This is a genomic window from Neobacillus driksii (genome assembly GCF_013409995.1).
GTDB lineage: Bacteria > Bacillota > Bacilli > Bacillales > Cytobacillaceae > Neobacillus > Neobacillus driksii.
The window spans coordinates 105598-122833 of the sequence record NZ_JACCBX010000001.1 but is presented as its reverse complement, the minus strand read 5'-3'; the positions used below and the strand labels follow the sequence as shown (position 1 = coordinate 122833).

The window sequence follows — 17236 nt, the reverse complement described above, 5'->3', positions numbered from 1 at the left end:
TTGTCCTCAATACCCCTGATTGTGGACAAATCCTCTTTGGGCACTCATTAGTTTTGTCCTCAATACCCCTGATTGTGGACAAATCCTCTTTAGCTACTCTTTAGTTTTGTCCTCAACTCCCCTTGTTGAGGACTAATCCTCTTTGGGCACGCGCGTGTTTTGTCCTCAATACCCCTGATTGTGGACAAATCCTCTCTGGCACTCATTTGTTTTGTCCTCAATATCCCTTGTTGAGGACAAATCCTCTTTGAGCACTCGCGTGTTTTGTCCTCAATACCCCTGATTGAGGACAAATCCTCTTTGAGCACTCGCGTGTTTTGTCCTCAATACCCCTGATTGTGGACAAATCCTCTTTGAGCACTCATTAGTTTTGTCCTCAATACCCCTTGTTGAGGACTAATCCTCTTTGGGCACTCATTAGTTTTGTCCTCAATACGCCTTGTTGAGGACTAATCCTCTTTGGGCACTCATTAGTTTTGTCTTCAATACCCCTTATTGAGGACAAATCCTCTCTGGGCACTCATTAGTTTTGTCCTCAATACCCCTTGTTGAGGACAAATCCTCTTTGGGCACCCGCCTGTTTTGGCCTCAATCCCCCTGCTTAAGGACTAATCGAGCGGTTACATGAAAAGTATTGTCCTCAAGAATGCGTATTCACTAGAATTCATGCTCACATACATAGCAAAAATCCTCTAGCTTCCAAACTAGAGGATTACTTTTTGATATCCTTTAAACCATTATTAATCTTCTCGACAGCTATGTTTGCGGCTTCTTCGACATTTTTTCCTTCCTGCCCGACATCTTCAAATAGATCCTTAATCGCTTCGCTGATGACTGGATAGGCTGGAGTTACTGGTCGACTTTTCGAGTAGTTTTGGTCTTGTTGGACAAAGATATTTTTGGGATATTCATTGAGTTCAGGAAAGTCTTTAGCTACGGAATATCTTGCAGGTAAGTCACCCGAGATTTCGACGAACAATTTAGAACCCTCATACCCTGTAGCGAATTTCACAAATTCCCACGCTTCCTCCGGATACTTTGTTTTGGATGATATCCCAAGTGCCCAGCCGCCATTCGGGACCACTTGATGTAGCCCCTTTGGCAGCGGGGCAACTCCAAAATCTTCTCCTAGCACAAAACCAGGAGTTTGCTGCAATTCCGATATCGCCCAAGAGCCCAATACCGTCATCCCAAGCTTATCTGTTTCAAAAGGAGTCGGAGGCATTTCAACCGTCGCTACTCGATGCTTAAAATATAAATCTTGATAAAATTGCAAGGCTTCTAATGCTTCTTTAGAATTGAGATACCCCTCTGCGGTTGATCCATCTGGACTAATTACATCTGCTCCAAACTGCCAAAGGATCGGCATTTTAAAATAAGCAGGACCTTCTCCGACATTAAATCCTTGCGCCGGGTCTACTCCTATCACACCTTTTGCAGGATTGTTGATTTTTTTAGCAATCTCCAGCACTTCATTCCACGTCAATGGATTTTCAGGATTTCCTGAAGGAAAAGGGATTCCAGCGTCCCTGAAAATATTCATATTGTAAAATAAGGCAATGCTCGATTCTACAATGGGCGCAAGGTAAATTTCATCTTTATAGGTTAACCCCTTTAATACTCCTTCAGGAATATCTTCAATATTCCCTTCCGCTTTCATATAGGAATCAATCGATAATAGCGAACCAGAATTTGCATAAAGAGCCAGGTTAGGACTATCAATCGCCATAATATCGGGATGGTTTCCTGCCGCCAGTTCGGTACGCAATCTTAATTCGTATTCACTTCCCCAGTGCATCGATTGCATATTAATCTTAATAGTGGGGTGCGTTGCTTCAAAAGCAGCAACCATCTCTTCGTAGGCCTGATTAAACGCTGGATTTGCTAGATTCCGTAAAAAAGTCAGCTCCACTCGTTTTGGCGGTTTCTCTTTATCTGGACTTTTACCTGATAAAGTAAAAAAGCCAAATCCCACTAAACCCAAAAGAATGATGAGTGTTAACCATTTCTTCACCTAAATGCCCTCCTTCCTACAAACCCACCTATTCCCCTATCGAGTTGCGAAATTCTACAGGTGTTTGTCCAACATGTTTTTTAAAGACCGTGCTAAAATATCCGGAGTTTGAAAACCCAACTAAGTTACTGACATCAATGATTTTCAGCTGTTTATCTTTAAGCAATTGTTTGGCTTGTTTCATCCTCAAATTAACCAGATAATCACTGAAGTTCTGACCGACTTGTTGTTTGAATGTTTCCGATAAATGGGCACTATTAATGTGAAACAAAACGGATAAGGTGGTAAGGGATATTTCACTTGCATAATGCTGGTCCAAATAATGGCGGATACTATCGATTAGCTTCTTATTAGAAAAACGAGCAAGACGCACTCTTTCAATAATTAATGAGGCTAATTGAATCAAGTCCTCTTTCACTTTATGTTGAGAATAAAGCTTCCATATATTTTGTTGGCAATTCCAGATCGTATTTTGAATGTCCTTGGTCTCGACATCATACTTTTTAGCTAATGAACCCAGCATAAATAGCACTTGATTAGCCGCAAAGGAAAATGACATAACCGAACGTCCTTCTGTCCCCTCAAGTACAATCTGCAGGTTATCTTTAAACGCTGCAAAATCAACATTTTCAATGGAATTGGTTATCCTTCTCTCAAAATCCGCAGAAAAGTCAAACACTTCTTCGCTTGCAGCAGTTTGATCGATAATCTGTGACTTTGATCCAAGTTGACTTTGGCTCCAAGCAAGTAAACTGGATATATATCCGCTCCTATATTCTGAAAGTCCATTTACAATGGTACCAATACCAATGACTGTTTCTAATTTTAATAGCTTGTTAACAGTTTGTTGAAGTTGCAAAACGAAATGATTGGTCGTTGAAGAATTGGAATCAACCAGGTGTAAAAATTGAACCATATTAGGATAGCTTGGATCCGTAAACACATAGGTCGCATTTTGCTGTTGCGCGATTTCCTTACACAACAATTGAAATGGAATCCTTAGTTCCTCTAGCCGGGCGGGATCGTGGCTTTCTCTAATTTCCACCGTTAAAAACTGTACTTTTACATTTTCATTAGCCAATTCTTCCAGCTGAAGCTGCTTAAGCCTTTCCATTACAATTGGAAGTTGTAATCGTTCTTCTTTTGCTAAATGAAGGATAAATTGTTCCTGTAATTCTTGCAAGTGAGAATGAACGAGTTGGCTCATTTGTGCGATTTCAACCTGTTTTCTTTTCTCTTCCTCTATTTCTTTCCGTATCTTCCTCAATGATTCTACTAATTCATCAGGTGCCACAGGTTTCAATAAGTAGTCTTTAACGCCCTGTTGCAGTGAATTCCGCACATAATCAAAATCGGAATAACCTGATAAAACGATGACTTTTACATGGGGAAACTCTTGATGACAGCGTTTGGCTAATTCTACTCCATCCATAATAGGCATTCTCATATCGGTTATCACGATATCGATATCCTGAGTTTGGAGGATTTCAAGAGCTTCTTGTCCATTTGAAGCCTCTTCTACAAGTTGGAACCCCTCTTCTTCCCAGTCTACTTTTAAGCGTAATCCTTTTCGAATCTGAATCTCATCATCTGTGATTAATACCTTCATCCTGTCTATCCCCCCTTTTCAAATCAATCAGCAATATAATCTTCGTTCCTTCATTTATTGTAGATTCAATTCGATAGGAAAAGTCATCGCCATAGGTAAGTTTTAATCGTCCAAGTACATTTCTTAGCCCAATGCTGTTCCCTTTGCTTTCCAATACGTGTACGGTTTCATCCGTTTGGGATAATAAATCCGAAATGAGCTCTTCAGACATTCCCATCCCTTTATCAGCCACTGATAGGCAAAGCTGACTTCCAACCACTTCAGTTTTTATAAAAATATCTGCAAACGTCTTTTCACTAAAACTATATTTCACAGCATTTTCCACAAGTGGCTGTAGAATAAATTTGATTACAGGGATTGTTACGGTTGCTGGCTCTACATCCATTTGAATCGCAATGGTGTCCTCATATCTTAACTTTAATATGTTTGTGTAACTTTTAATATAGTTTACTTCTTCACCTAACGACACAATATTGATTTTTGTATTTAGAGAATATCTCAGCATTTTTCCTAAATATACACTTACATTCATGACCTCTTTATTTTTCCCTTGAAGCGCTAAACTTCCGATAATTTCAAGCGTATTATTAAGGAAGTGAGGGTTGATTTGTAATAGTAAGGCTTTATATTCCGCATCCTTCCTGCGCAAATTGGCTTCATATTCTGTTTCAATTAAATTTTGCAATTGATCAATCGTATGTTCTGTAACATTAATGAGGTAATCTACTTCATTATTCTGAGATTTATAGTGCGGCATAAAACGTTTTGCCCCTGAAAAATCTCCCCGTTCGATAAATCTCATTGCTTTTGCTAGTTTTCCTAAAGGACTAGTAATATTGTTAGACAGAATCAGGGAAGCCACAATCGTAATGAAAAAAAGTAATACACTTGTTAGCAGAAGGTTTCGCTGTAAATGATTGGCCCTTGCGAATAAATTGGACTCTGTCACTTCACTGACTAAGATCCAATCCCCTACTGGCAGCTTTTGAAAGAAAACTAAATACTTCTCCTTCTGATAAGCAGCTTCAATTAGCCCTTCTTTGTCATCGCTAGTGGTGATTTGCTTTAAACTTTGTTTCAGGATTGAATTTGGAGTCTCTATCTTTCCTGACAAAATGTTTTCACCCCGCTGATTTAACAAATAGGTATGCTCATTTTGTCCGATAGTTATTTTATTTAGAGCAGTTTCTAGTAAAGCAGAGGGAAAATTCACCTTAATGACCCCTGCTGAAATCATCGTATTCGTATCAATGAGGGGCAAAATATAGCTATTGATTTTCTTTTGTTGCATTTCATGACTTTGCTGAAATGGATCTAAATGTGACTTAACATAGGCCTGATTATGTTGGCTAAAGTCCTGATACCAATCCGTTTCATGGAGTGAGGGATGAACGCCCCAAGTCCCGGTCCCATCCTCAAGCAGCACCGAAATCGACATCGCATTAGAATTGTTAATCATAATCGAGGATAAATCCTGTTTAAGTTGGTTCATCAATGAATTGATTTCTTCCTTCTCAGCCCCCTGTCTATTTAATCGAATCCATTCTTGCGTGGTCTGGCTAACAAGCACCTGTTTGCCCAAATCCTCTGCCTGAGTAGTGACGGAATCAACATAAAGTGAAAACTGATCCATCATTTCTATGGTCAACTCTTGAGTTTGTTCTCGAATAACAGACGTAAAAAAACTGGGAATAATAATTGATAGAATCACAAATGGAATCGTTAGCAAACATGTAAAAATAAGTAATAAGCGATTGCGTAATGAAAAAAACATGCCACCCTCCTTCAAAAAAGCAGCCCGGAAACACTTACAATTTTTTATTAATAAGAATAATTCATTATAGCACTTAAATATTGCTAGTCTCTAGTACATGCAAAACCGGGAAAAATAAGAACAATTTAGGAGTAAATTTTGATACTTTCAGGCTTCTGTGTCAAAATGAGTAGGAATATCCATTGGTAGTATCGAACTTGTATAATGATGTACCGAATTTTATAAAAATGGAGGACATAGATGATGAAAACAATGAGACTAGGAAGCAGTACTTTAGAGGTACCGGTTGTAGCAGTCGGCTGCATGCGGATCAATTCACTTGAAAAGAACGAGGCTGAAAGCTTTGTTCAAACAGCCTTAGAGCAAGGTGCGAACTTCTTCGACCATGCGGACATATACGGCGGTGGAGCCTGTGAGGAAATCTTCGCAGAGGCAATACATATGAATGCTGAAATCCGTGAAAAAATCATCCTGCAATCAAAATGCGGTATTCGTAAAGGAATGTTCGATTTTTCAAAGGAACATATTTTACACTCCGTCGATGGAATTTTAAAACGCTTGAAAACAGACTATCTGGATACGCTGCTCCTGCACCGCCCGGACGCACTCATGGAGCCTGAGGAAGTAGCGGAGGCATTTGATATCCTAGAGAGTAGTGGAAAGGTGCGCCATTTTGGTGTTTCCAACCAAAATCCAATGCAAATTCAACTGCTGCAGAAATACGTGAAGCAGCCGATTGTAGCCAACCAGCTGCAATTAAGTATTACGAACGCGAACATGATTTCCAATGGAATTAATGTAAACATGGAAAATGATTCTGCGATTAATCGCGATGGCAGTGTGCTTGATTTTTGCAGACTGAACGACATCACCATCCAGCCGTGGTCACCTTTCCAATATGGTTTCTTTGAAGGCGTATTCCTAGGCAATGAAAAGTTTCCAGAATTAAATCAAAAGATTGATGAAATTGCCGCTAAATATGAAGTGAGCAATACCACCATCGCGATTGCTTGGCTGCTGCGCCATCCAGCCAAAATGCAGCCGGTTATTGGTACAATGAACGTGGATCGATTGAAGGAATGTTGTAAAGCTAGCGAAATCTATCTAACACGCGAAGAGTGGTATGAAATCTATCGTGCTGCCGGAAACATCCTGCCATAATATAAAGCAAAGGAGTGCCGTTTGGCACTCCTTCTATTTTGTGGTGTTAGCACGAAAGGGTTAGACCCTATTCATCATCAACCTCACCATCACCAATTTCATCCTCTTCCTCTACATCCTCAAGCTTTTCCCCTTCCTCAGGCGGCTCATCCCTTCCACAACCCGTTATCGTAAAAAGAGAAAAACCTAAAAGCAACATCATCAAAAACCTCCTCAGCTTCATTCCAGTCAACCTCCTTGTATCCTTAGCATTTCCAGATTAACCAGCAATATGACAAAAACATAAAGGCAACTGACCCTAACGACCAGCTGCTTTTACTACAAAAAGAGGGTGCCCTAACTTTCTGGGCACCCTCTTTTTACTGCATTATAGAGCAACTAATTCTTTTTTCAGAGCGTCATCGATACTTACATAGTCGTGACCAAGATCCCTTGCAACTGCTTCAAAAGTAATTTCACCGTTTGCTACGTTTACTCCAAGTTTTAACGCTTCGTTTTCGGAGATTGCTTTATATACCCCTTTGTTTGCCATTTGTAAGGCATATGGAAGGGTAACGTTCGTTAATGCAATGGTAGAAGTTCTTGGTACGGCACCAGGCATGTTGGCTACGGCGTAATGAACTACACCATGCGTTTCATAGGTTGGATTGTCATGGGTTGTAATATGGTCAATCGTTTCCACGATTCCACCTTGATCGATGGCCACATCAACGACAACAGAACCTGGCCTCATCGCCTTAATCATTTCTTCTGTTACCAGCTTAGGTGCCTTTGAACCAGGAATCAATACAGCACCAACTAAAAGGTCAGCTTCTGCTACTGCCTGTGCAATATTGAATGGATTGGACATGAGTGTTTTAATGGAATTGCCAAAAATATCATCCAATTGACGTAAACGGTCAGCACTTACGTCGATAATCGTTACATCCGCACCTAATCCAATGGCCATTTTCGCTGCGTTTGTACCAACAATACCACCGCCAATAATGGTCACTTTTCCACGGCTTACACCAGGAACACCTGCGAGAAGAATTCCTTTACCTCCATTTGACTTTTGTAAAAATTGCGCACCTATTTGGGCAGCCATCCGGCCAGCAACCTCACTCATAGGTGTCAGCAGCGGCAACGTACGATTCATTGAAACGGTTTCATAAGCAATCGCAAGTATCACTTTTTCCTTAAGCGCCTGAGCTAACGCAGGTTCAGCGGCCAAATGTAAATAAGTGAATAATAGTAAGCCTTCACGGAAATAGCCATATTCACTTGAAAGCGGCTCTTTTACTTTCATAATCATATCTGACCCGGCCCATACGTCTGCCGCATTTTCAATAATTTCCGCACCAGTATTTAGGTAATCTTCATTGGAAAAACCACTGCACACACCAGCGTTTTTCTCAACTAACACTTTATGCCCTGCATTTACAAATGAAACGACACCAGCTGGAGTTAAAGCTACACGGTTTTCGTTGTTTTTAATCTCTTTAGGTACACCAATAATCATGACAATCTCTCCTTTTTTTTAAAAAATTAGATTAAACAGCCTCTTTATTCTTCAAATCATCAGATTTCTGAGGGTTCTTTTTCTTCACAATAAAATAACCAATTGATAAAAACAGCAGCCAAGGGATACCAAATTGAAGCATTATTTTGAAATCAGTAAACCATGCTGTGATCATTAAACTTAGTAGGAGGAGTCCTCCCACTATCGTTAAATACGGAAATCCAATCATTCTTACCGGCAGTTTGCGTCCACCTATTTTTTCCCACTTCCTGCGGAAAGATAGGTGAGAAACGAAGATAACTAACCAGGTAAAAAGTGAACCAAACATGGATATGCCCATCATGAAGGCATAGGATGATCCAGGCAGCAGCGCATTCACAGCTGCAGCAAGGCCGATTCCAGTCGTTGAAGCTGCCAAAGCAGTAGTTGGAACACCTTTTTTATTCAATTTACTGAGAATGGCTGGAGCAAACTTTTCAGTTGATAAGGAATACATCGTTCGTGAGGCAGCATATAGCTGTCCGTTCATGGCTGATAAAGCAGCTGTTAAAACGATAAAATTCATCACTCCAGAGGCACCTGGTATATTTAAGATTTCCATTACTTGTACAAACGGACTTTCTTCAATTCCAGCCGATTTCCATGGGACAATCATCAACATGATTGCCATCGTCAAAACATAGAAACCACTCAAACGAAATACCGTTGCTTTCAATGCTTTCGGAACAGCAATATCTGGCTCTTTTGCTTCACCTGCTGTAACGGCTACTAATTCTGTACCTAAAAAGCTAAAAAGTGAAATGAATACGGCAATCCACATTCCCTTTACACCAAACGGCATGAAACCACCATGGTCGAATAGGTTCTTAGCCCCCACACCTTCATGGCCAGAAGTTCCAAATAACACATATGCTCCAAGCAGAATAAACCCAACAATGGCACTAACCTTTATCATCGAGAACCAATACTCAAATGTAGCAAACGCATTCACACTAGTAGCGTTTACATAAATGAGGACTGCTGCAAATGCAATAATCCAAACAATCCCAGGGACTTCAGGAAACCAATACTTCATATAAATGGCAATTGCACTTATTTCAACCCCAATAGCAAGAACCTGAGCAATCCAATAGGAGTACCGGACAAGAAACCCTACCATCGGATGAAGAAATTTATCGGCTATCGTCCCAAAAGATCCTGAAGTGGGGTAGGCAACCGTCATTTCTGCCAAACAGCCCATTAATAATAAAACGATGAATGCACCTATGGTATAACTCAGTATCACACTAGGTCCAGCCGTACCAATAGCTAATCCACTTCCAAGGAATAAACCGGTCCCAATTGCCATCCCCATCGCAATCATCGAAAGCTGACCGGTTGATAATTCCCTCTTTAAACCCTCACCACTACTTGTATCCTTCATCCTAATTCATCCCCTTCTCTAACCAAAAGGCTTTGTCCGTATTTTATTTAGCAACTGTCCGCCTCAGGTGGACAGTGTCCACGTGTGGTGACAGGCACCGTGTTCGTTAAGCGACTACTTCCCGTTCGTTTTTGAATTTTTCATACTGCTTTTCTGTCATGATGGTTTTAAGGATTTGAACGACTTTCCAAACTTCTTCATAAGAGGTGTATAGGGCTACTGGTGCAAGGCGAATTATGTTTGGAGCACGAAAATCCGGAACGATGCCGTTTTCCTTTAATGACTTACAAATTCGTGCTGCTTCATTATGCTCAAGGCTCACGTGACCGCCACGGCGTGCATCTTCTCTTGGCGTGCCAATGAAGAATCCCATATCTGCCAGTTCGGTATCAATTAAATCCATTAAATATTGATTGATTTTTAGTGATTTAGCGCGAATATTTTCAATGCCTGCTTCTGTGAAAATTTCTAAAGACCCAATCAAAGGGGCAACGCTTAACACATGAGGAGTTCCAATTTGGAAGGCTCCTGCAGATTCAGCAGGTGTTAATGTATGCTCCATATCAAATTGTTTTTCTTTTTTAGAACTAAACCATCCAGCGAGTCCAGGCATTTTTCCAAAATGCCTCTTATTGACAAATAAGCCTCCAACACCGCCAGGTCCGCCGTTTAAATGTTTATAATTGCACCAAAACGCAAAGTCAACATCCCAGTCACTGAAAAAATGTGGAATTGATCCAGCCGAGTGGCAAGCGTCAAAACCGATTAAGATGCCCCTATTGTGTGCTGCTTCCGTTAAACGTTTGATGTCTAATATCTGACCGCTGCGATAAAGAACCGTTGGCAAGACGATTAATGCAACTTCGTCGGTCATTGCTTCAATAATTTCATCCTCGTTTAAAAAGCGGCCATCACGGCTTTTTACACGAATGAGATGTTCATCCGGATTATATCCATGAATCCTTAGCTGACTTTGAAGAGCATAAATATCAGATGGGAAAGTTAGTTCATCTGCTAAAATTTTTGTGCGCATACCATCTGCTTTATAAAAAGTCGAAACAAGCTGATGCAGATTAGTAGTGGTAGAACCGGTCACAATGACTTCTTTAGCAGAACCGCCTACTAACGGCGCAAGCTTTTCTCCAAGCTCCTCTGCCATAAAGAACCATGGATGGTTCCCCTGCGTCCAGCCATCAATCCCATGCTCTTTCCAATCCTCTAAAGATTCTAAAAGAGTTCTTTCTGCTCTTTTCGAAAGAAGGCCCAATGAGTTCCCGTCCATATAAATGGATCCTGGCTTTAAATAAAACTCTTCTCGAAAATGCTTAAGAGAATCTTCCTTATCCAAACCTTTCGCGTATTCTAAAGTTGCTTGAAAGTTATTTAAAAGCATTATGATTCTCCCCTTTACAGTATTAAAAACGCTTACACAAATGTATATGACATAATGTCAATATTATTATCTATGGAATATGACATTGTGTCAATATTATTTTTTTCAGAGAATTATTACTACTCGACCCCTTCCCTTTTTAAGAAAATCCCTTTATCCTAGAGATAATGAGTTGTGGAGGAATAAAAATGACTGTAGAGGATAAACGACATTTACGCTCGATTTTGACACGGCAAAAATTACTAGGAGCCGCAAAAGAAGTTTTTCTTCAAGAAGGCTTTCAAAAAGCAACCATCTCACAAATGATAAAAAAAGCTAAAGTCGGATACGGAACGGCCTATGTTCATTTTGAGGGCAAAGAAGATCTGTTAATTGTATTGATGGAAGATGTCATGGAGCGGTTTTACGAAATTGCGGAAATCTCTTTCTTACCAAAATCAAAACAAGAAGCAGAGGAAATTATTTATAAACAAGCCAATGGTTTTTTAACAATGGCAGAAGCCGAACGCGATATGATGCAGGTCTTTGAACAGGCAATTGGCGTGTCTTCCTTAATATCAGATAAATGGAAAATGATACGGGAAAAATTTATTCAACGAATTTCAAAGGACATTGCCTATACACAGAAAAATGGGTTAGCTCGAGCGGAATTAGATCATGAAATTGTGGCACGGGGTTGGTTTTTTACCAATGAAATGTACCTGTGGGAGATTGTCAGGAACGAACACCATACATCAGTTGAAGAAATAGCAAAAACAATTACCTCGATCTACGTCGCAGGACTGTATATCTAAGGCAGGAAGAAGAACGTACCTATCACTCAGGTGGTGACAGGTACCATTTATACATCACTGTATATTTCTGATTCATGCTTCTTCCTCTATTTCTTCTACTATCTCTTCTTCTGAGTCTGTTTGTTCTTGTTCTTTTTCTGCTTGTATTCTTGTGATTTCTCCTGTTAGTTGTTCGAATGCAATTAGTCGATAGTGGGCGCAAGCTAGCAGGTCGTCAATGATTTCAATGAATTTTTCATAGGGAACTCCATTTTTGCTGCATTCGGTTATTAGTTTAAAGAAGTCTTTTTCAAATAAATGATACCGTTCTTTAAATGTTTTCGAATCCATGGTTAGAAAATACTCATCCTCAACGACAAATTCGTTAAACACTTTCTTAGTTAACCGTTTTTTTGTAACCTCTATATCTTGTTTATCTTGATCTTTGTCATAATGGGCTTCGTCCTCATACTCGGAGCAAAGCGTGTCATAGATTTTCTCCAGCAGCTCGGTCGGGTTTAGATATTTCAACTCTTCCACAAAAATCACCCCTATTTATATAGTTACCCAAAAAAGGAAATTTCCGACACTTGGATTAAACCAAAACCTTTTGTTACCGAATTTTCTACTTCCCCCTGTTTTTGGGCACAATCCCGCCTTCCCACATCTAATAAGATGCAAGAAAAAAGCGCATGCAACATGCTGCATGCACTTTTTTTATAAATCTCCTAAACATATACGCCTTCTTCAAACTTTTTTGTTAGCGTTGGCCAGAAGTCTTTATTCGCTTCGATTAAATCATCGAGAATTTTTTTTGCCACAATCGCAGATGGGATCGTCTTATTAAGAATAAATGCTTGTAATGCTTTTTCATAAGAGCCTTCTGTGATGGCTTCTACTAAGATTTTCTCAGAAGCAAGCTGAGTATCAATCATCGCTTTGTGGAAGTATGGAATTTCTCCCACATATTCAGGTACTGGACCTTTGCACTTTATCAATGACCTTGCTGATTTCACCGGAACGGGAAAAGATGATCAGTAGATTATACTTTTGGATATTTATTATTGAAAAAGATCGCTCTGCTATCGCTTGTAGAAGTGTTTGAAACATAGTAACCAAATAACTCAAGTTTTTTTGCCAGATAGTTTGAAAATAAAGTAGAGAATCCGGCGCCATAGAAATAAACCATTTTATTACGCTCAATTTCATATAAAAAACCTTCTATATTCTTTTCCCCGGTTGCCTCAAAAGTGAGCTTGAAGTTTTTACTAAACTCCTTCAGGTTTTCCTCGTAAGGTCCGTGAATGCCAGCAACAGACTCTGATTCTGAATCAATCATTTTCGTTACTTTTAGACCTAAGTTATACGTAATTTCACTATATCCACTAAAACCGAGCTTTTTGCAAACTCGAATGATTGAAGTCGTCGAAACAAAAAGATCACTGGCCGCTTTTCGGATACTTAGCTGTTGGCTTTTAAACTTTTTTTGAATCAGATAGGACAAAATATCTTTTTCCGATTGATTCAGGTCCTTATCATGTATGTAATCTAAAAAAACCTTTTCTGACTGTTCCATTTCCCAACCTCAACCCTTAACGCTACCCCAAAATGATCTGCCCCGTAAAGGTTAGACACCATTCTAACATATACAGGGAATTTTTTATGGCTAAGTTTAGTGCGGAGGATAAATCAGCGGCTGTTCATAGCTACTTACAAGGCAATGATAGTTATCGTATGATTGGGGCATCCCTCCTTGAAGAAAGAAACAAAGAAAACAAAAACCGTCAAAACGATCAAGCTTACAAAGCTTGACCGTTTTTCATTGATTCATAATCTTATTTCTTTGCCATTTCTATTGCCATGTCCAAAACCGCTCCACCGTTCATGGTTCCATAAAGAATGGAATCAATAACCGCAACGGGAATTCCCTTGGGTTCTGCCTCACTTTTCACCTTATCAAGGGCATAACGAGCCTGTGGTCCTAACAGAACAACATCCGCTCTATCTAGTTCATCATAGATTTCTGTTGCTGGCAAAGCGCTGATATTAGCCTCAATTCCACGTTCCGCAGCGATCTTCTCCATTTTGCTAACCAGCATACTTGTTGACATACCTGCAAAGCAGACTAAAATGATATTCATCTTTTGTTCCTCCTATTTCTTTAATAGCGTAAAGAGTTTTTTCAGCAAGTCCTTACTTATGTTCTTAAAGGGAGAACTCTCAACCCTCACAGCGGTACCGAAATGATATTCAGGGGCACTGGTCGCTTCCATGATTTCCTTAATATTTTCAAAGTTCAAGCCCCCTCCAACCAATATCTTGATATGACCGGAGTGAAGGACCATGTTTCGGATGATCTCTCTATTCTTACTCAAGCTTCCTTTCCCGCCTGATGTCAAAATTCTATTTATGCTTTTATAGTGTGAAAGAATTTTTACTCCTTCCACTGGATGTTCTAGTTCATCGATTGCTCGATGAAAGGTAACCTCTAGACCATATGCAGCTTCTAAGAGTCTGTTAAGGCTTTGTTCACATATTTGATTTTTTTCATCAAGAGCGCCAATCACGATACCATTGGCTCCTAACTCCTTGGCCATTTTAATGTCCTGCCTCATCATCTCAATCTCTTCATCCGTATAAACAAAGGATTGTGAATGCGGTCTTATAATCACATTGACCGGGATGCTGACAGATTCGATCACAGCTTTCATGAGCCCATAACTTGGCGTTAATCCGCCTTCTGATAGAGCACTGACAAGCTCAATCCTATCACCTCCATAGGCTTCAATCTTCTTTGCATCCTCACAAGTAGCCGCAATAAGCTCAATCTTCACTGCATCTCCAAATGAATCAGCACGTTTTTCCTCTTGATTCTCAGCAATATTCTCACTCATGACGAAACGCTCATTTTCCCTTTTGAATTCTTGCTATCAGAAACACCCGTTTCTTCGGCTACCTTTTTCTTGTCCATCACGGCAATGAACGGGAACCAAATGAGCATAACGATGACGATATCGACAAGTTGAAGCAACGCACCTGACCAATGTCCTGTTATCAGGAATCCTTGGATTAAAGGTGGTGTGGTCCATGGAATGATTACTCCTGTCGGTCTAGCGACAATTTCGAGGGCCATCAGAGTATAGTTAAGGATAGTAATAACGATTGGTCCAAGGATTAACGGAAGCATCAAGACTGGATTTAGAACCACAGGCAGCCCAAACATGATCGGCTCATTGATATTAAATAACCCAGGTGCCAGTGACATTTTTCCAAGTTCCTTATACTGCTTTGACTTTGCGTTGTATAAAAGCACCAAGACAACCGCAAGCGTTGCACCTGCACCGCCAATCCAAATCATATCAAAGAACTGCTCGGTAATGATATTTGGTGCTATTTTCCCAGCTTCGATTGCAGCCAAGTTTTCATCCTGAAGCGGTACCCAGAATGGTCTCATGATTCCATTTACTATGGTTCCGCCATTTAACCCCAAACACCAGAGAAGACTTATGGCAAATACCGTTCCGATGGCACCAAAAATATTATTAGCCACCAAACTCTGCATTGGCAATGAAACTACTTGATAGATAAAATCATGGATATTTTCGTATGGTGTTTGCAGGAATAACAATCGGATTAAAAGCATAACAACAATGATGACAAAGCCCGGCAGAAGTGCCGAGAATGCCCGTGAAACCGCTGGTGGCACACCATCAGGCATCTTGATGATGATTCCTTTTTTAATAAAATAATTGAACATTTCCGTTACCACTATCGCCGTAATTATTGACACAATAATTCCGTTTGTACCGTACCAGCCGCCAATTGTGATGACCTTTTCCACCACGTGGCTCGTCCCATCAATGTCAATCGTCGTGGTAATCGGTGTTAACAGGATAAAGCCACTAATAGACAACATAGAAGCCGAGAAGGCATCAATCCGATACGATTGTGCGAGTTTATAAGATATAGCTGCGACAATAAAGATTGACATGATATCATAGGTTACCCGTTTTGGAAGAATGATAAATTGATTAAAAAATTCTCCAAAGAGTTTGACCTGCAGCTCCTGCCAGCCTGGTGCAGGGAAATCTTGGATAATGATAAAGATCGAGCCGATAATTAAAAATGGAATAAATGAGATAAATCCGTCTCTGATTGCAGCAAGATGTCTTTGCCCAGCTACCCTTGTTGCCGCAGGTAAAAGCTTGGTCTCAAGGAATCTTTGAATTTTCTCCATATACTACACCCCTTTTATACAATTAGGGATCTAAAATCCCCGAATTCATCTTAAACCCTGACTTTCTATTAAACTGGACTTGTAATCCTCTTAGTATAGGCTTCTAGCCATTCTTCCGATGCCGGTTCGTATAAAGTTTTGTCTCCTATTGGATAGGCAACATACACCATTGGCCTTTCTTCTGCGGTGGAGGCGACAAAGGAGAACTCCACATTCGTACCGACTCCCCACTCACCACAGTTGTTCATGGCAATCACCGACATGGCTCCCGCTTTTCCACTTTTCTCTGTCAGATAGCGGGCAAACTGATACACTACACGCTCGGCAGCAGCCTGAGGATGCATGCCCTCCCTCATCAGCCGGACCACTTCATAGGATACACAGCCCTTCATCAGATCTTCGCCAAGCCCGGTTGCCGAAGCTCCGCCTATGTTGCTGTCAACGTAGAATCCTGATCCTGATAGCGGGGAATCTCCCACTCTTCCTCGTTTTTTCATAAAAAGTCCACTTGTGGATGTGGCGGATGCCATCTGTCCCTTGGAATCAACGGAGACCATTCCCACCGTATCATGGCCATCGTAAGGGCTCAGATTTTTCTCACGAATCTCTTTAACCCGCATTTCCCAAAGTTTTCTTGCTCTTTCTGTCAGCATATTCCTTCTTTGAAAACCATTTTTATGGGCATATTCCTCGGCACCATTTCCTACAAGGAAGGTATTAAACCGTTCTTCACTCAGTCGTCTTGCGATGGACACCGGGTTTTTATAGTCCTTTATCCCAGCTACAGCACCGATTGAAAGCGTATCTCCATCCATAAATGCGGCGTCAAGTTCAACCTCGCAGTTTTCATTCGGAAGCCCGCCATAACCCACTGATTTATAAAGGGGAAAATCCTCTACCATCCCTACGGCTATCTCCACTGCATCACCTGAACTTCCGCCTTCCTTCAGCATGTCACTAGCGGCTTCCACACCTTCTTTCGCCATCCGCCAGGTCGCAATAATACCCCACTTCACCTTCATCCCTCCTTATTTCTCCTCTAATTTTCTATACAAATGAAGCATTTCACCGATTAATGTTTGAGATAGTATGGCATTCATTAAATGATCCTGTGCATGAACCATAATGATTGAGTATTTTGATTTATTCCCTTTTGATTCCTCCACGATCAAACCCGTTTGGGCATTATGCGCCTTTGCTAGTGACGTTTTCGCTTCATTCATAAGATTTTCTGCTTCTTGAAACTTCCCTTCTCTTGCACATTGAAGAGCACTCAACATCATGGATTGGGCATCACCTGCGGATGCGATAATCTCAAATGCCGTTTGTTCGACTTCTACCACTAGCTTCA

General features: G+C 40.5%; 17 protein-coding genes and 1 pseudogene. 3 read left to right on the top strand and 15 right to left on the bottom strand.

Features of this window, described 5'->3' with window-relative positions; translation table 11 throughout:
• Positions 1 to 712: 712 nt before the first annotated feature.
• The 3 genes from F4694_RS00625 to F4694_RS00615 are packed head-to-tail and all read right to left on the bottom strand — an operon-like array spanning position 713 to position 5397.
• The gene (locus F4694_RS00625) at positions 713 to 2014 is read right to left on the bottom strand and encodes an ABC transporter substrate-binding protein (RefSeq protein WP_308806217.1); all 1302 of its coding nucleotides are present in this window, start codon (positions 2012 to 2014) and stop codon (positions 713 to 715) included.
• 28 nt (positions 2015 to 2042) lie between these two features.
• The gene (locus F4694_RS00620) at positions 2043 to 3623 is read right to left on the bottom strand and encodes a response regulator transcription factor (RefSeq protein WP_179594969.1); all 1581 of its coding nucleotides are present in this window, start codon (positions 3621 to 3623) and stop codon (positions 2043 to 2045) included.
• Positions 3601 to 5397, bottom strand: coding sequence for a cache domain-containing sensor histidine kinase (locus tag F4694_RS00615; RefSeq protein ID WP_179594968.1), 1797 nt, complete (start codon positions 5395 to 5397; stop codon positions 3601 to 3603). Before F4694_RS00615 ends, F4694_RS00620 begins: the two co-directional genes overlap by 23 nt.
• A 243-nt stretch (positions 5398 to 5640) precedes the next feature.
• On the opposite strand from F4694_RS00615, the gene F4694_RS00610 reads away from it, so the two are divergent.
• Positions 5641 to 6558 (top strand): aldo/keto reductase, encoded by a 918-nt coding sequence (locus F4694_RS00610; RefSeq protein WP_179595447.1) that lies wholly within the window; start codon positions 5641 to 5643, stop codon positions 6556 to 6558.
• A 67-nt stretch (positions 6559 to 6625) separates the two neighbouring features.
• Here the strand turns inward: F4694_RS00610 and F4694_RS31935 are convergent, their stop codons facing one another.
• The 4 genes from F4694_RS31935 to kynU all read right to left on the bottom strand — a co-directional run bounded on the left by F4694_RS31935 (position 6626) and on the right by kynU (position 10875).
• On the bottom strand, positions 6626 to 6760 hold the full coding sequence (locus tag F4694_RS31935; RefSeq protein ID WP_257029068.1) for a hypothetical protein: 135 nt from the start codon (positions 6758 to 6760) through the stop codon (positions 6626 to 6628).
• Between the two features lie 165 nt (positions 6761 to 6925).
• Positions 6926 to 8059, bottom strand: a complete 1134-nt coding sequence (gene ald, locus F4694_RS00605; RefSeq protein ID WP_179594967.1) for an alanine dehydrogenase — start codon at positions 8057 to 8059, stop codon at positions 6926 to 6928.
• Positions 8060 to 8090: 31 nt separating this feature from the next.
• Positions 8091 to 9482 (bottom strand): amino acid permease, encoded by a 1392-nt coding sequence (locus F4694_RS00600; RefSeq protein WP_179594966.1) that lies wholly within the window; start codon positions 9480 to 9482, stop codon positions 8091 to 8093.
• Between the two features lie 106 nt (positions 9483 to 9588).
• Positions 9589 to 10875 carry a kynureninase gene (kynU, locus tag F4694_RS00595; RefSeq protein WP_179594965.1) on the bottom strand — a complete coding sequence of 429 codons (1287 nt, stop codon included), beginning with the start codon at positions 10873 to 10875 and terminating at the stop codon, positions 9589 to 9591.
• Between the two features lie 188 nt (positions 10876 to 11063).
• Between kynU and F4694_RS00590 the strand changes: the two genes are divergently transcribed.
• Positions 11064 to 11669 carry a TetR/AcrR family transcriptional regulator gene (locus tag F4694_RS00590; protein WP_257029067.1) on the top strand — a complete coding sequence of 202 codons (606 nt, stop codon included), beginning with the start codon at positions 11064 to 11066 and terminating at the stop codon, positions 11667 to 11669.
• 72 nt (positions 11670 to 11741) lie between these two features.
• Here the strand turns inward: F4694_RS00590 and F4694_RS00585 are convergent, their stop codons facing one another.
• The 3 genes and pseudogenes from F4694_RS00585 to F4694_RS00575 form a co-directional block, all read right to left on the bottom strand.
• Positions 11742 to 12188: a hypothetical protein gene (locus F4694_RS00585; protein WP_179594963.1), complete on the bottom strand. Its 447-nt coding sequence runs from the start codon at positions 12186 to 12188 to the stop codon at positions 11742 to 11744.
• Between the two features lie 188 nt (positions 12189 to 12376).
• Positions 12377 to 12649: pseudogene (locus tag F4694_RS00580) on the bottom strand (family 4 glycosyl hydrolase); the annotation flags it as partial.
• Positions 12650 to 12690: 41 nt separating this feature from the next.
• Positions 12691 to 13224, bottom strand: coding sequence for a MurR/RpiR family transcriptional regulator (locus tag F4694_RS00575; RefSeq protein WP_257029066.1), 534 nt, complete (start codon positions 13222 to 13224; stop codon positions 12691 to 12693).
• An 86-nt stretch (positions 13225 to 13310) separates the two neighbouring features.
• Between F4694_RS00575 and F4694_RS00570 the strand changes: the two genes are divergently transcribed.
• Positions 13311 to 13460 carry a hypothetical protein gene (locus F4694_RS00570; RefSeq protein WP_179594962.1) on the top strand — a complete coding sequence of 50 codons (150 nt, stop codon included), beginning with the start codon at positions 13311 to 13313 and terminating at the stop codon, positions 13458 to 13460.
• A gap of 23 nt (positions 13461 to 13483) precedes the next feature.
• Here the strand turns inward: F4694_RS00570 and F4694_RS00565 are convergent, their stop codons facing one another.
• The 5 genes from F4694_RS00565 to F4694_RS00545 form a co-directional block, all read right to left on the bottom strand.
• Positions 13484 to 13789 (bottom strand): PTS sugar transporter subunit IIB, encoded by a 306-nt coding sequence (locus tag F4694_RS00565; RefSeq protein WP_179594961.1) that lies wholly within the window; start codon positions 13787 to 13789, stop codon positions 13484 to 13486.
• Positions 13790 to 13801: 12 nt separating this feature from the next.
• The gene (locus tag F4694_RS00560; RefSeq protein ID WP_179594960.1) at positions 13802 to 14542 is read right to left on the bottom strand and encodes a copper homeostasis protein CutC; all 741 of its coding nucleotides are present in this window, start codon (positions 14540 to 14542) and stop codon (positions 13802 to 13804) included.
• A complete protein-coding gene (locus F4694_RS00555) occupies positions 14539 to 15885 on the bottom strand; it encodes a PTS sugar transporter subunit IIC (RefSeq protein WP_179594959.1) in 1347 nt (448 codons plus the stop codon). Before F4694_RS00555 ends, F4694_RS00560 begins: the two co-directional genes overlap by 4 nt.
• Positions 15886 to 15953: 68 nt before the next feature.
• Positions 15954 to 16901 (bottom strand): N(4)-(beta-N-acetylglucosaminyl)-L-asparaginase, encoded by a 948-nt coding sequence (locus F4694_RS00550; protein ID WP_308806216.1) that lies wholly within the window; start codon positions 16899 to 16901, stop codon positions 15954 to 15956.
• A gap of 12 nt (positions 16902 to 16913) precedes the next feature.
• On the bottom strand, positions 16914 to 17228 hold the full coding sequence (locus tag F4694_RS00545) for a PTS lactose/cellobiose transporter subunit IIA (protein WP_179594957.1): 315 nt from the start codon (positions 17226 to 17228) through the stop codon (positions 16914 to 16916).
• Positions 17229 to 17236: the final 8 nt, after the last annotated feature.